At 58.0% G+C, this 13,972-nt stretch carries 13 protein-coding genes; 5 read left to right on the top strand and 8 right to left on the bottom strand.

Features of this window, described 5'->3' with window-relative positions:
• The first annotated feature begins 36 nt into the window (after positions 1-36).
• From BM035_RS03260 to BM035_RS03245, 4 genes are all read left to right on the top strand, one after another.
• A complete protein-coding gene (locus BM035_RS03260) occupies positions 37-2,226 on the top strand; it encodes a TRAP transporter permease (protein WP_014576235.1) in 2,190 nt (729 codons plus the stop codon).
• Between the two features lie 117 nt (positions 2,227-2,343).
• A complete protein-coding gene (locus BM035_RS03255; RefSeq protein WP_092030299.1) occupies positions 2,344-4,158 on the top strand; it encodes a sensor histidine kinase in 1,815 nt (604 codons plus the stop codon).
• Positions 4,155-5,507: a sigma-54-dependent transcriptional regulator gene (locus BM035_RS03250; protein ID WP_092030297.1), complete on the top strand. Its 1,353-nt coding sequence runs from the start codon at positions 4,155-4,157 to the stop codon at positions 5,505-5,507. The genes BM035_RS03255 and BM035_RS03250 overlap by 4 nt, the downstream gene beginning before the upstream one ends.
• Before the next feature lie 154 nt (positions 5,508-5,661).
• A complete protein-coding gene (locus tag BM035_RS03245) occupies positions 5,662-7,356 on the top strand; it encodes a methyl-accepting chemotaxis protein (RefSeq protein WP_053114609.1) in 1,695 nt (564 codons plus the stop codon).
• A 76-nt stretch (positions 7,357-7,432) separates the two neighbouring features.
• Here BM035_RS03245 and BM035_RS03240 read toward each other — a convergent pair whose 3' ends face one another.
• The 3 genes from BM035_RS03240 to BM035_RS03230 all read right to left on the bottom strand — a co-directional run bounded on the left by BM035_RS03240 (position 7,433) and on the right by BM035_RS03230 (position 10,151).
• The gene (locus tag BM035_RS03240) at positions 7,433-8,818 is read right to left on the bottom strand and encodes a PhoH family protein (RefSeq protein ID WP_008176310.1); all 1,386 of its coding nucleotides are present in this window, start codon (positions 8,816-8,818) and stop codon (positions 7,433-7,435) included.
• Between the two features lie 24 nt (positions 8,819-8,842).
• The gene (locus BM035_RS03235) at positions 8,843-9,334 is read right to left on the bottom strand and encodes a CBS domain-containing protein (RefSeq protein ID WP_008176308.1); all 492 of its coding nucleotides are present in this window, start codon (positions 9,332-9,334) and stop codon (positions 8,843-8,845) included.
• Positions 9,335-9,416: 82 nt separating this feature from the next.
• Positions 9,417-10,151: an START domain-containing protein gene (locus BM035_RS03230; protein WP_014576241.1), complete on the bottom strand. Its 735-nt coding sequence runs from the start codon at positions 10,149-10,151 to the stop codon at positions 9,417-9,419.
• A gap of 137 nt (positions 10,152-10,288) precedes the next feature.
• On the opposite strand from BM035_RS03230, the gene BM035_RS03225 reads away from it, so the two are divergent.
• Positions 10,289-11,296, top strand: coding sequence for a DUF2804 domain-containing protein (locus tag BM035_RS03225; RefSeq protein WP_092030296.1), 1,008 nt, complete (start codon positions 10,289-10,291; stop codon positions 11,294-11,296).
• A gap of 40 nt (positions 11,297-11,336) precedes the next feature.
• On the opposite strand, the gene minE is transcribed toward BM035_RS03225, so the two are convergent.
• The 5 genes from minE to BM035_RS03200 form a co-directional block, all read right to left on the bottom strand.
• Positions 11,337-11,588 (bottom strand): cell division topological specificity factor MinE, encoded by a 252-nt coding sequence (gene minE / locus BM035_RS03220; protein ID WP_008176301.1) that lies wholly within the window; start codon positions 11,586-11,588, stop codon positions 11,337-11,339.
• A gap of 3 nt (positions 11,589-11,591) precedes the next feature.
• Positions 11,592-12,404 carry a septum site-determining protein MinD gene (gene minD, locus BM035_RS03215; protein ID WP_008176299.1) on the bottom strand — a complete coding sequence of 271 codons (813 nt, stop codon included), beginning with the start codon at positions 12,402-12,404 and terminating at the stop codon, positions 11,592-11,594.
• Between the two features lie 77 nt (positions 12,405-12,481).
• Complete coding sequence (minC, locus tag BM035_RS03210) at positions 12,482-13,243, bottom strand: septum site-determining protein MinC (RefSeq protein WP_008176297.1); 762 nt, start codon at positions 13,241-13,243, stop codon at positions 12,482-12,484.
• The gene (locus BM035_RS03205) at positions 13,240-13,629 is read right to left on the bottom strand and encodes a HopJ type III effector protein (RefSeq protein WP_014576244.1); all 390 of its coding nucleotides are present in this window, start codon (positions 13,627-13,629) and stop codon (positions 13,240-13,242) included. Before BM035_RS03205 ends, minC begins: the two co-directional genes overlap by 4 nt.
• A complete protein-coding gene (locus tag BM035_RS03200; protein ID WP_014576245.1) occupies positions 13,629-13,907 on the bottom strand; it encodes a DUF1244 domain-containing protein in 279 nt (92 codons plus the stop codon). Before BM035_RS03200 ends, BM035_RS03205 begins: the two co-directional genes overlap by 1 nt.
• Positions 13,908-13,972: the final 65 nt, after the last annotated feature.

The following is a 13,972-nucleotide window of genomic DNA, read 5'->3' as shown; positions in this document are numbered from 1 at the left end:
GTTCTGGCTCCGATTTGCCTGCAAGCAGGGTGTGTCATGACTACCGAACAAGATTCCAAAGACCTTCCGGACATTGAAGTGGGCGAAGACCATGTACTCGCGCACAACGTGGACGAGGAACCGGTCGAAGCCAACCGCCGGCTTTTCGAAGGCGGCCTGCTGAAATTCGTCGCGCTGCTGGCGATAGCCTATTCAGCCTTTCACCTGTATTCCCTGAACATAGCGCCCCTGGAAACCTGGTCGTTCCGGATTGTGCACATTGCCGGTGCCCTGGTGCTGGGTTTCGTTCTGTTTGCCGGCGCCCGGTTTGTGTCATCGGAAGAGGGCGGCGCACGCCACCGGTGGACAACCTGGATCAGTGCCGGTGCCATGCTGCCGGCTCTCTATGTGTTGTATCAGACATTTTCGTTCTGGCAGATGGTTCAGAACGGCGCCATGCGGATTCCGGTCGAACTGGAGGTGTGGCACTTTGGCTGGCCGCTGCTGGCGGCGACCGGTGTTGGCATTGTCATGAGCTGGTTTCATCAGCGCGAGCGATCGGTATTCAGTGTGCCCGACCTGGTGTTGATAGTCTGCTCGCTGGCCGTGGCCGCCTATTTCCTGGTGGTTTATAACACGTCCATGCGGATGTCGACCGGCACCTCCTTTGCGCCGGTGGGTATCTCGTTTGCAGCCATTGCCGGCACGGCCCTGATCATGGAACTTACCCGGCGCGTGGCGGGGATGGCACTGGTGATCATCGGTCTGGTGTTTCTGGCCTATGTTTTCGCAGGACCCTACCTGCCAGGTTTCCTCGGTTACCCGGGGCTTTCGGTTCAGCGTTTCTTCAGTCAGGTGTATACCGATGCCGGAATCCTTGGGCCGACCACGGCGGTGTCTTCGACATACATCATTCTGTTCATCATTTTTGCCGCCTTCCTGCAGTCCTCGAAGGTGGGCGACTACTTCGTGAACTTTGCCTTTGCGGCGGCCGGCCGTTCCCGGGGTGGCCCGGCCAAGGTATCGATCTTTGCATCGGGCCTGATGGGTATGATCAACGGCACAAGTGCCGGCAACGTGGTATCCACTGGCTCCCTGACGATTCCATTGATGAAGAAGGTGGGCTACAGCAAGCAGTCTGCGGGCGCTGTCGAGGCGGCTGCGTCCACCGGTGGTCAGATCATGCCGCCGATCATGGGCGCCGGCGCCTTTATCATGGCGGAAATTACCGGCATTCCCTACACCGAGATTGCCATCGCGGCGATCATTCCGGCGATCCTGTATTTTGCCTCGGTCTACTTCATGGTGGATTTTGAAGCCGCCAAGACCGGCATGCGCGGCATGCGTGAAGACGAGCTGCCAAAGCTCAGAACCATGATGAAGCAGTGCTATCTGTTCGTGCCGATCATAATCCTGATTGTCGCCTTGTTCATGGGCTATTCGGTGATCCGGGCCGGCACCCTGGCGACCGTTTCTGCCGCGGTCGTGAGCTGGCTGTCGCCCAACAAGATGGGTCTGCGGCATATCCTTCAGGCACTGGAAATTGCTTCCTATATGGCGATCCAGATTATCGTGGTGTGCGCAGCGGCCGGGGTAATCGTGGGCGTGATTTCGCTGACGGGAGTGGGCGCGCGCTTCTCAGTGCTGTTGCTGGATGTTGCGGCCACGAGCCAGTTGCTGGCGCTGATCTTCGCCATGTTCATTTCCATTCTTCTGGGTATGGGGATGCCGACCACGGCGGCCTATGCGGTAGCTGCCTCGGTGGTCGCGCCAGGCCTTGTCCAGTTGGGTATTGAACCGCTGACGGCGCACTTCTTCGTGTTCTACTTTGCCGTAGTCTCCGCGATCACACCACCGGTTGCGCTGGCCTCCTATGCCGCTGCAGGCATATCGGGCGCCAACGCCATGGAAACCTCCGTGGCCTCGTTCCGGATTGGCATCGCAGCATTCATCGTGCCTTTCATGTTCTTCTACAACGGCGCGTTGTTGATGGAAGCCGGCTGGTTCGAGATCGCGAGGGCACTGGTAACCGCAACCTTTGGCGTTTACATGCTTTCTGGCGGCGTACTCGGTTGGTTTGCGAGCATTTCCGCGTCCTGGATAACGCGACTCCTGCTGATTGCGGCCGCGTTGCTGATGATCGAGGGTGGGCTCTGGACAGATCTCACCGGTATTGCCCTGGCGGTCCTGGCGTTCGTCATCCAGAAGCAGCGTAAAACTCGCCTTGCCACAGCTGGCGCCCTGTAAAGGGGGTCTTGCTGGCGGCGTCAGAACAACCGTGCCATGGAAGCATCGCACGGTTGTTCTGTACCCGGCCTGGCTATACTCTAGCGGCTTTCCGCGGTTTTTCGGGAACCGGACCCTATGCCTTACCGTATTGGCGTTTTTCTCCTTTTCGTGGCGACCCTGGTGGTCGCCTGGCTGCTCGGTGGCTGGGTTGGATACCGGCAGGTGGAGCAGGAGAGCCTCGAGGAGTCCTTTCGGTATCGCCAGTTGGTGGCCAACGAACTGAATCGGTATCTCCCGGTGCCCGAGCTGATGGCAGAGCATCCGTTATTGCAGCGGGCGCTGGAGGCGCCTGACAATCCCTCTGCTATTCTCGCGGCCAATGAACAGATGCAGCGCATGGCCACTATCGTAGGCAGTTCGGATGTCTACCTGATGGATACTCACGGCCTGACGATCGCAGCCAACAACTACCTGCAGCCAGACAGTTTTGTCGGGCGGAATTTCAATTTCCGGCCGTATTTCTATGAGGCGATGGAATCGGGCGATTCGGCGATCTATTTCGCCCTCGGCCTGATGTCTGGCGTTCGGGGTCTGTATTTCTCGCATCCGGTTCGGGACGAGGGCGGCGAGATTATCGGGGTGGTCGCCGTGAAGGTTCTGGTTCATGAACTGGAATCCCAATGGGATCGCCCTACCGGCTTGCGAGAGGCGGAGATGGTCGTGCTTGATCATAATGGCATCAGTTTTCTCGCGAGCAGGCAGGACTGGCTCTACCGCAATTTCTCGGGGATGGCCGATGCCGTGCCCGACGAGTATTCCCGCCGGCGTTATCCAGACCGTGATTTGACGCCAATGGCACTGAAAACGTTGGGAACCCCATGGGGGCTTCTGGAGCAGTCAGCAACGGTCCGCATCCAGGACAGTGGCAAACCCCGGGAATATCTAAGCGTAAGCACGCCTCTGCCAAGGATGGACTGGACGCTTCAAGTCATGGTGAGCACTCGCTCGGTCGTCTGGACCCGGTTGGGTTTTGCGGTCGGTGGCGCAGCGCTGTTCTTTGGCGGCCTGTTGACCTGGCTGTACCTGCGCGAGCGCTACCGGCGCGAGGCTGAACTGGCTCTTCGGGGCGAGCAGCTGGAGCGAAGCGTGGCCGAGCGAACCGCAGACCTGGAGAACTCCAATCGCAAACTGGTGGAGGAGATCCGAGAGCGAGAACGCACCCAAACCGAGCTGCGGGAAACACAGCAGGAGCTGATCCAGGCTGCAAAACTGGCGGTGCTGGGCCAGATGTCCGCGGGCCTCAACCATGAAATGAACCAGCCTCTGACGGCCATTCAGACCTATGCTCGAAACAGCCGCCGCTTCCTTGAGAAAGGTGCCGGGGAGATGGTGGATGCTAACCTGTCAGAAATCATCCTGCTGTGTGACAAGATGGCGGAGCTGACCCGGCAGTTCAAAGTGTTTGCGCGCAAATCCGAAGGCCCGCCAGCGGTGGTGGATCTCCGGCAACCGATTGACGCATCCCTGAAGATTATCGTTGCCCAGCAATCGAGTTCGGAAATCGATATCCAGTGGCACCGTCCGGACTCGCCGGTGATGTGCCACGGTGACCTGATACGGATAGAGCAGGTTATGGTTAACCTGATGGCGAATGCGGTTCAGGCGGTAGAGGGCGGTGCACGGCCGGAAATCCGGATTGATATAGAAGAAACCGAGCAGCACTGGAAATGCCTGGTGCGCGATAACGGGCCCGGATTGCAGGGCGACACCGAACAGATTTTCGAGCCCTTTTTTACCACCAAATCGGTCAAGCAGGGACTGGGTCTTGGGCTTTCCATATCGCGCCAGATTGTGGATGCGCTGGGTGGCAGCCTGACCGGTCGTAACCGCCGGGATGGGCCGGGCGCAGAATTCGTCGTAACCCTCAAGAAGCGGGAGGCCATGGAATGACAGAACCCTCGGTAATCTTTGTGGACGACGATCCACACATCCGCCAGGCTATTGCCCAGACACTGACCCTGGAGGAGTTGCCGGTCAGCTGCTTCGAAGATGCGCCATCGGCGCTGGGACATATCAACGCCGACTACGACGGCGTGGTTCTCTGCGACTACAACATGCCGGAGATGACCGGCCTGGAGTTGCTGGACCGGCTTCGAGCTATCGATAACACCATTCCCGTGATCATTCTTACCGGGCAGGGCGACATAAGCACGGCAGTAACGGCCATGCAGCAGGGCGCTTACGACTTTATCGAGAAGCCGTTTGATCATGATGAACTGATTGAACTGCTCCGTCATGCCCTGGAAAAACGGCATCTGGCCCTCGAGAACCGTCGACTGAAAGCACAGCTGCGACACCTGGCCAGACCCGGTCCACGAATGTTGGGGGATTCGCCGTTGATGCAAAAGGTCATGGCGACCGTTGATCCCATCCTCGATATTTCGGCCAATATTCTTCTGCACGGGGAAACTGGGTCCGGGAAGGATGCGCTGGCCCGATACATTCATGAGAACAGTGGACGCAGTGCCCACAACTTTGTAGCAATCAACTGCGGCGCGGTGCCCGAGAACCTGATTGAAAGCGAGTTGTTTGGCCATGAGGCCGGGGCGTTCACCGGGGCTGAAAAGCGCCGTATCGGCAAGATCGAGCACGCCCACAAGGGCACCCTGTTCCTGGATGAGGTTGAGAGTATGCCCGTGCCCTTGCAGGTGAAACTCCTGCGGGTGCTGGAAGAACAACGGGTCGAGCGTCTGGGCAGCAATCAGGTTCAGGAGGTGGATGTCCGGATCATTGCCGCCACCAAGGCGGATTTGAAAAAACTCAGTGACGACGGCGAATTCCGGCCTGATCTCTATTACCGGCTGAATGTGGTCAAAGTTGACATCCCGCCGTTGAGAGAGCGGAAAGAGGACATCCCGCTGCTGTTCCATCATTTCGTGCTGATTGCCGCGGCCCGTTACGATCGGGAGAGCATACCGCTTGATGCTGGTCAGGCAGCCCGGCTGATGCAACATTCATGGCCCGGCAACGTTCGCGAACTTCGGAACCTGGCTGAACGTTATGTCCTGCTGGGGCCGGCAGCGCTGGATGAGAACGAACCTGCGGATACGGCCAATGTGGCGGGTCGACAGACGCTCGCCGAAATGATGGACGGTTTCGAGCGTTCTGCCATTATCAGCGCCCTGAATGCCAGTCATGGCAGCATCAAGGACACCATGGTCCAGCTCGGTATTGCCCGGAAAACCCTGTACGACAAGATGCGCAAGCATGGGTTGGACAAAGCCCAGTTCAAGGATTGATGAGCAACAAAAATTTACCGGCATGGTTACAGGCTGGAAACAAACTACGCAGTATCATCAATGATATTGCCCCCGGTTTTTGCGTAGTCTTTGCGACTTTTTCCATGCCGGATCGCCCGGCGAATTGATCACTTAACCAAAAAGACTACCAGTCATGAAAAACCTGACCATCCAGACACGGGTACTGTTGCTGGCCCTGGTGCCGGTGATTGTGCTCACGGCATTCCTGACCAGTTACAACCTTAACCAGGCCAGTGCTATTGGCGAAGAGGCCGTTGCCGGTTTCTCCTCCGATATGGAAGAGAGTAAACGCCAGGAACTGCAGAATTATCTGGCCGTTGCAAAGTCTTCCATCGAGCATCTCTATAATCAGCCTGGGTCCGCAGACGATCCGGAGGTGCGCGAGAAAGCGTGGGAGATCCTGCGACAGCTTCGTTTTAACGATTCGGGAAGCACCGGTTATTTTTTTGCGTATGACACCCGGGGTGTCAATGTGATGCACGGCGTCAACCAGTCTCTGGAAGGCAAAAATCTCTGGGACTTCCAGGATCCCAACGGAACCTTCCTGATTCGTGAGCTGGTAAAGGCGGCGCGCAATGGCGGCGGTTATGTGCCTTATGGTTGGAAAAACAGCGAAACCGGACAAGTAGCGCCCAAGCTGGGCTATGCGGAAATGCTGCCCAAGTGGGGTGTGATGATCGGCACCGGCTTCTGGATTGACGGCCTTGAGGCCCAGGTAGCGGCGATGGAAAGCCAGGTGGGGACTTCACTCGAGGACGCTGTGATAGGCTCAGTCAGCACCTCACTTGTCGCATTGGCGCTGATCGTCCTGCTTGCCCTGATCGTGGTCCGCAGCATCATTCGGCCCCTGAAATCGGCCGTGTCGGCAATGAATGACATCGCCAGCGGCGATGGCGACCTGACCCGTCGTCTTGACGTTTCCGGCAAGGATGAGCTTGGACAGTTGGCGACTGCCTTTAACAGTTTCGCCGACCAGGTGCACGGACTGGTTGAACGCGTGCTGTCGTCTACCCGCACGCTGAACGAGGCCACGGCTGATTTGAACCAGGTCATGACTGAAGCCGAGCAGGGCGTCGAGCGACAGAAATCCGAGAGTGATCAGGTGGCAACGGCGATGAACGAAATGACCGCAGCTGCCCAGGAGGTTGCGAGCAACGCGAGTGAAGCCTCCACGGCCGCCGATCATGCCAATGGACAGGTTTGCGATGCCCAGGGCCTGGTACATCAGGCTACCGAAGTTATTGGCGGGCTCTCCGAGCAGGTGGGAGAGGGCGTTCGGGTTATCGAGCAGCTTGGCACTGACTCTCGCCGGATTGATAGCGTACTGGAGGTCATTCGCGAAATTGCTGATCAGACCAACCTGTTGGCCCTCAACGCTGCGATCGAAGCGGCACGGGCCGGCGAGGCCGGTCGGGGTTTTGCCGTGGTGGCTGACGAAGTTCGAACGCTGGCTCGCCGGACCCAGCAGAGCACCCAGGAAATCCAGGATATGATTGAGCGGCTTCAGTCTGGGGCAGGGAATGCGGTCAAGGTAATTGCTTCCATCAGTGAGCGCAGCGAAGCGACCGTGGAAGAAACCCGGCAGGTCAACGATGCGCTGCAGCGCATTGGTCAGGCTGTGGCAACGATCACGGACATGAATACACAGATTGCCAGCGCAGCCGAAGAGCAGACCAGCGTTTCCGAGACCATTAATCAGAACGTGCATGAGATCGTCGCGATTACCGAACAGACGGCGCAGGGAACCCGTCGGGCCGGAGATGCAACTCAACGGCTGAAGAACCTGGCGTCCGAGATGTCAGAGCAGGTCAGTCGGTATCGGGTGTAGGCATTACTGATTAAGTGAGAAAGGGGCAGAACTCGGGTTCTGCCCCTTTTTTTCGTTCTTTAAATGCTCGCCAATGTCAGAGATTGGCTTCGGCAAATTCTGCCAGTAGCGACCGGGGAACACCCTGCAGGTGGATGTGGGCGCCATGTCGAAAGCGCTTGAATCGTTCGGTCATGTAGGTGAGGCCCGAACTCAGGGCACTCAGGTAGGGCGTATCGATCTGCGCAAGGTTGCCGAGGCAGATCACCTTTGACCCGTTGCCAGCCCGGGTAATGATGGTCTTGATCTGATGGGGCGTCAGGTTCTGTGATTCATCGATAATGATCAGGCTGTGCTGGAAGCTGCGGCCCCGGATGTAATTCATGGATTTGAAGTGCAGGGGCACCTTGCTGAGGATGTAGTCGACGCTGGCGGTCATGTTCTCGTCGTCCTCGTGGAGGGCTTCCAGGTTGTCGACGATGGCGCCCAGCCAGGGCTCCATTTTCTCGGCTTCAGTTCCGGGCAGGAACCCGATGTCCTCGTCGAGGCCCTGGGTGGAGCGGGTGGCAATAATGCGCTTGTAGAGCTTGCTGGCCACGGTCATCTCGATACACGCAGCCAGCGCCAGGATGGTTTTGCCCGAGCCGGCGGAGCCGGTGAGGTTGACCAGGTGGATGTCCGGGTCCAGGAGCAGGTTCAGCGCCATGGCCTGATAGATGTCCCGGGGAACCAGGCCCCAGACTTCCTCGTTCATCAGGTCGTGTTGGTGCAGGTCCTTGATGATCAACTGGTCGTCGGAGAGGTCCACCACCTTGCCGACGAAGCCCATTTGATCGATGACGAATTCATTGATGTTCAGCTTCGCCAGCTCGCCTTCCCGCTTGAGGATATGTTCGGTCGAACCCTCCCGCTGAACAGTCTCCACTTTCTCGATGGTGTCCCAGAAGGAGTTGGGGAATTCCCGGTAGCCCTTGGGCAGAAGATCAATGTCATCGAGCAACTGGTCGTTGTGGTAGTCCTGAGCTTCGACGCCGAAGCCCCTTGCCTTGAGGCGCATGTTAATGTCTTTCGACACCAGGATAATGTCCCGGGACTTGTGGCGGTTCTGGAGAGCAGCCAGGGTGTTGATGATCTTGTTGTCGTTCAGATGCTCTGGCAGCGAATTGTTGCCACTGTCACCGGTGCTCATCAGGATCGAAAGAGTGCCCAGGGGTTCGGCCTTCTTGCCACGCACGATGGGAACACCTTTCTCGATCACCTTCGGGCTGGCATCGCCCAGCAACTTATCGATGTTGCGGATGGCCTGACGGCAGTCAGCGGCCACGGCTTGCTTGCCGGATTTGAGGCTGTCGAGTTCTTCGAGGACCGTCATCGGGATGATGACATCGTGTTCTTCAAAGTTGAGGAGGGCGTTCGGGTCGTGGATCAGGACGTTGGTGTCGAGGACGTACATCTTTCGGCGAGCTTGCGGTGCTCTGGGCATAAGTGGCGCTACCTCTCTGGTGGCTCAGTCGTTATCGGCGCAGCGTTGCGTGAGTTCCTCATCCGAGATCACTTTCAGCATATCGTAAGTCGTTATGATGCCGGTAATTTTTGAATCATTGGTGACAAAAATCCGGTGCAGGTGCTCGCGCATCATGATATTCGCAATGTCGCGCACCGGCGTCTTCTCGTCAACCGATAAAACGATGGGGGTCATGATGTCCCGGACTTCTACCGGCACCTTGCCCATTTCCTCAAAGATCACCATTCGCAGGCGTCGGGCTTCCTCCCGCTCTTCGGGAGTCAGATGCCGGTCCGCATCGGAGCGCGTGGCGTTCCAACGGAATTCGGTGATGTCTTTAAGAGTGGCAATGCCGACAATTTCGCCGTCGTCATCGGTGACGGGGCTGCCGGTTATCTCGTTGTCGGTGAGGAAGCGGGCCAACCGGTCCATGGTCCAGGATTGCGGGACGGCCTTGATGCTGGGTGTCATGATCTCGTAGGCGAGAACGGTCATTGATCTGGGCTGCCTTCTAGAGTCCTTTCATAAAGCTTAGCGCGTGATACTCCGCGCGTCATCCCTTACTGTGCGCCGGGACTCAGGGTTTGTTCATGCGAAGGCCGGTCAGTTGGCCCTGCTCGTCATAAACCAGTTGGTACCCCTGGTACTTTTTACTGTTGGCAACGCGTTCCAGCGCTTCCATCGACCTCACTGGAATATCCACCAGCAGGGAGTTCACCAGCCAGCCGGGTAGCGCTCCGTTTGGGTCCGTGTGCTGGACCCACACCATCCGGGTGCTCTCCCCCTCTGGCGTGAACCGGTACAGGGTGTCCGAGCGATCGACTCTCACCCGGCTACTGTTTTCCGCCCGCTGATCGGGCATGGCGTTCAGATCCATGACGATCTCACCGGAGGCCTGGTCACCCCGTGTGCGTATGCGCAGGACATAGTCGCGGTCAGTAACCGGCCAGGGCATGTCATTCACGGAATAGGCAAAGCGATCGTGAAACACGCCATCGCCAAACGCATAGGATTCGGTGCAGTTGTGCACCCACTCGACGCAGGAACCGGGGTTGGCCATCACGGCCATCAGGTTTTCGATAGGCGCGTCGAGCACCGCCACGGCCTTGAAGGCCTTGAAGCTGGAGCCTGGCTGCTCGATGGTATAGACCCGGATGTGATCGGCTTCCTTGCGTAGCGTCCACGCCTCGTCGCTTTCACTGGGCAGTTCAGCACGGGCACTGGCGGCAACGGCGAACACCAGCAACGCACAGACCAGCCCACTGAGCACCGAGGCCCAGCCCTTAATGCCATGGGCTATGCTCTTTCTCATAGGGTACACTTCCTTGCAGATGGTGGGCCGAGTCTAGCATGGGGCTTTTGCCGGCATGGCCACGGAAACAGTGGATTGTGAACCAGGTAGCGACCTGTTGATTTGGTAACCGAAATTGGCCCGATCTGACGACGACTATGACCATTAAGAAACTTATCAACGGCAAAGGGCAGGTGATTCCGGGACTGTTGGATGAACCGGTAGAAGAGATCAACTACCTGGACTATGACCTGCGTACGGTGATGGACCGCCCGCGTTCAAAGCTGGCAAGACGCTGGCGGTTCAACCAGTTCCAGTTTGTCAGCGCCATGGGCCCGGGTTGGGTGTTTGGTCTGGCGGTGGTGGATCTGAAACTGCTGGGCAGCGGATTCTTCTATCTCTATGACTTCGAGACTGGCCAGATGATGGAGCAGTCTTTCCTTCAGCCATTGGCCCGGCAAACCTGCATTGAGCCACGGCCAGAGGAAGGGGTGACAAGGTTCAGCAAGGGCGAGGTAGCCGTGCGAATTGCGCCTTCCGCGGATGGCCGGACAATTACGGTCTCGGCCCCTGGAGGTATCCGTATTGAACTGAGGCTTTCAGAGGATCGGGACCCGCTCCGGCTGGTATGCCCGGCCGGCTACAATGGCTGGGTATTTACCCGCAAGTCGGCAGGTTTGCCGGTGGAAGGGGAGGTGCGCTGGGATCATCGTATCTGGCGCTGCGACGAGCAGACTCGGGGATCCATCGATTGGAGCTGTGGCTTCATGCGCCGGGAAACAGCCTGGAACTGGGCCTGCCTGGCCGGCCAGCTTGCGGATGGCCGGTCCGTGGGATTGAACCTTGCCGCTGGGGTCAATGAGACGGGAATGACGGAAAATGCGCTCTGGCTGGATGGTGTCTGCCACGAACTGGGCGCGGCAAGGTTCCGTTTTGATCGCTATCAACCAGGCGGCGACTGGCATGTGAGCACCGAGGATGGTCGGGTCGATCTGCACTTTGTCCCCGCTGGTGTGCGCAAGGAAAAACTGGACGCCTGGGTACTGGCATCCAACTTCCGGCAGTACGTGGGCTCGTTCAGTGGAACGGTGACGGATGAGGCTGGCGGAAAAATTGAGGTTAAAGGTCTGCGGGGCCTGATGGAAGACCACTTTGCGAGGTGGTAAGAACTGGCCTGTCCCACCCGGGACAGGCCAGATAAGCGGGTTATCGCTCCGGTAGCGTGACGTTCAGCTCCAGTACCGAGCAGCTCTCGTTGCGGTCTACCTCAACCTGAACCATGTCGTCGCTGATCTGAACGTACTTTCGAATGACCTCCAGCAGCTCCTGCTGCAGCTGGGGCAGGTAGTCCGGCTGGTCACGTTGGCCCCGCTCGTGAGCCACGATAATCTGGAGGCGCTCTTTGGCCACGCTGGCGGTGTTCTTCTTTTTACCCTTGAAGTAATCGAGGAAACTCATCCCTTAGCCCCCCTTGAACATCCGTGAGAAGAAACCCTTCTTCTGGGACGTCATGAAACGGTGTTCCCGTTCCTCTCCCAGAAGGCGTGCAACCGCATCATCGTAGGCCTGGCCGGCATCGCTGTCCTCTTCGAGGATAACCGGCAAACCCTGGTTTGAAGCGTTCAGAACAATCTGGCTTTCCGGAATGACGCCCAGCAGAGGTATCGCGAGGATTTCCTCTACGTCCGCCACGGACAGCATCTCGCCCTTTTCGACACGGGACGGGTTGTAACGGGTCAGGAGCAGGTGTTCCTTGACCGGGTCCTGGCCCATTTCGGCTCGACGGGATTTGCTCTGCAGAATGCCCAGAATGCGGTCGGAATCCCGCACCGAAGACACTTCGGGATTGGTAACCACAATCGCCTCATCAGCGTAATACAGCGCCATCAGGGCACCATGCTCAATGCCGGCAGGAGAGTCGCAGACGATGTAATCGAAGGTCTCGGAAAGCTCGTTGATGACTTTCTCGACGCCATCTTTGGTCAGTGCTTCCTTTTCCCGCGTCTGGGAGGCCGGAAGGATGTACAGGGTATCGACCCGCTTGTCGCGGATCAGCGCCTGGTTCAGGGAGGCTTCGCCCTGGATCACGTTTACGAAGTCGTACACCACGCGACGCTCGCAGTTCATGATCAGGTCCAGGTTGCGCAGGCCCACGTCAAAATCGATGACTACTGTCTTGTGGCCTCGCTTGGCAAGGCCGGTGCTGATCGAGGCGCTGGTGGTGGTTTTGCCAACGCCGCCCTTTCCTGAGGTAACGACAATAATTCTAGCCAAGGTTCTGTTCCTGTTTCTCGGTGGATTCGTCGTGTCTGCCGAATTATCCGGTCAAGTTATTGTGTTCAGCTCCAAAATCAGGCCTTGTCCAGTGGCGTTACCACGAGCAGGTCGTCCCTGAGCTGGATTTGCACAGCGCTTTTCCAGCCATTGTCCTGAAGATCTTCGGAGATTTTATAGTGTCCCGCGATGGACACAAGCTCCGCTTCCAGCGATTGACAGAAAACCCGTGCGGATTCTGCGCCATGGATGCCGGCCAGTGCCCGGCCCCGAAGCGGGCCGTAAACATGGATGTTGCCCGCCGCGAGCACTTCGGCTCCGGCCTGCACCGGCGCCAGGATAACCAGGTCACCTTCCGGTGCGTGGATCTGTTGGCCGGAGCGGACCGGCTGGGAGATGATTTTGGCCGGAGGTGGGTCACCAGCAGCGCTTGTCGAGGCTGCAACAACTGCCGCTTCCGCTTCGTCCGCGGCCGCCTGTTCGGCTTCATGGGTGCGATCCCGCTGGCCGTTACCCGGCAGCAGCGCCAGTGCGGCGCCCCGGGCCAGGCGGCGCTGGTCGTCGGTGCCACCGCGAACGCCAATCACATGGATGTGGTTACGCCGGCAGGTGCCGATCATCTTGAAAAAATCCAGTTCACTGTCCAGTCCCTGGTATTTCTCAAGGCTGATGATCAGCGGAATATCCTTGAAGAACCCGGGTGCCTGGCTGATCTTGTCTCGCAGTACTTCTTCAAATTCGCTGTCGTCAAAATAATAGAGCTCCAGGGCTGTCATGGACACGCTGGCGCTTTTTAGCTGAAAACCCTGTTTTACCCCGGAGGTGGCGGTATCGCTCATGAAGGAGTCTCTTCCCTGGTCATGTTGTCGGTTGGGTTCGGGCGCTGCCGCAGTGGCACGCCTTCGAAGCGGATGCCTGACCATCCTGTACTGATAAACTGGCGGATGTTGCCATGGCTCTCGCCGGTCGGATCGTCCAGAACCTGCTGGTAGTGCTCGGCAAACAGCTTGAGCGTGTCCACTTCGCTCAGATTGCAGTACTGGCCCAGACCAAAGATCCGGCAGGAGCCGGCATTCTCGCCTTCTGCGTTTACCAGCGGGCCATTGCGGAAGCCGCAGGGCTGGTACTCGAAGTGCTGTTCAATCAGGGCCAGGGAATCTTTGAAACTGGCGTGGCCAGCGTCAAGGGATGCCAGGTGAATCCTTACGGCATCGTTGACGCTCATTATTTGTGTTCCTGCTTGGGGCCTGTCTGATAGAGCGCCTTCCAGTCCTCGTACGGCATTCCGTAGATTTCTTCACGGGCCTGGGGATCTGAAATCTCGAAACCACGCTCATTCGCCTCTGCCAGGTACCACTTGGACAGACAGTTGCGGCAGAAGCCCGCCAGGTTCATCAAGTCGATATTCTGAACGTCGGTGTTTTCGCGCAAATGCCTGACCAGTTTACGGAAGGCTGCGGCTTCAATTTCGGTGCGTTCTGCTTCAGGAATCGGGTTGCTCATGATGGCCTCGCAATGGTTGATGCGCCGGTTGTTGGGGTTCCTGACATTCTCTGCATGTTAGCTTA

Source organism: Marinobacter sp. DSM 26671, assembly GCF_900112835.1.
GTDB lineage: Bacteria > Pseudomonadota > Gammaproteobacteria > Pseudomonadales > Oleiphilaceae > Marinobacter > Marinobacter flavimaris.
The sequence above is the reverse complement of the archived record's forward strand: the minus strand, read 5'-3'. Positions and strand labels throughout refer to the sequence as shown.

Excerpts from the sequence above, each read along its gene's own strand:
- BM035_RS03235 (WP_008176308.1), bottom strand. The coding sequence starts at position 9,334 with ATGACCGTTCTCGCCTACGAGATCATGACACCCAGCATCAAGGCCGTC.
- BM035_RS03260 (WP_014576235.1), top strand. The coding sequence starts at position 37 with ATGACTACCGAACAAGATTCCAAAGACCTTCCGGACATTGAAGTGGGC.
- minE (WP_008176301.1), bottom strand. The coding sequence starts at position 11,588 with ATGAGTTTCCTCGATTACTTCAAGGGTAAAAAGAAGAACACCGCCAGC.
- BM035_RS03240 (WP_008176310.1), bottom strand. The coding sequence starts at position 8,818 with ATGCCCAGAGCACCGCAAGCTCGCCGAAAGATGTACGTCCTCGACACC.
- BM035_RS03225 (WP_092030296.1), top strand. The coding sequence starts at position 10,289 with ATGACCATTAAGAAACTTATCAACGGCAAAGGGCAGGTGATTCCGGGA.
- BM035_RS03255 (WP_092030299.1), top strand. The coding sequence starts at position 2,344 with ATGCCTTACCGTATTGGCGTTTTTCTCCTTTTCGTGGCGACCCTGGTG.
- BM035_RS03230 (WP_014576241.1), bottom strand. The coding sequence starts at position 10,151 with ATGAGAAAGAGCATAGCCCATGGCATTAAGGGCTGGGCCTCGGTGCTC.
- BM035_RS03200 (WP_014576245.1), bottom strand. The coding sequence starts at position 13,907 with ATGAGCAACCCGATTCCTGAAGCAGAACGCACCGAAATTGAAGCCGCA.
- BM035_RS03205 (WP_014576244.1), bottom strand. The coding sequence starts at position 13,629 with ATGAGCGTCAACGATGCCGTAAGGATTCACCTGGCATCCCTTGACGCT.
- minC (WP_008176297.1), bottom strand. The coding sequence starts at position 13,243 with ATGAGCGATACCGCCACCTCCGGGGTAAAACAGGGTTTTCAGCTAAAA.
- BM035_RS03250 (WP_092030297.1), top strand. The coding sequence starts at position 4,155 with ATGACAGAACCCTCGGTAATCTTTGTGGACGACGATCCACACATCCGC.
- BM035_RS03245 (WP_053114609.1), top strand. The coding sequence starts at position 5,662 with ATGAAAAACCTGACCATCCAGACACGGGTACTGTTGCTGGCCCTGGTG.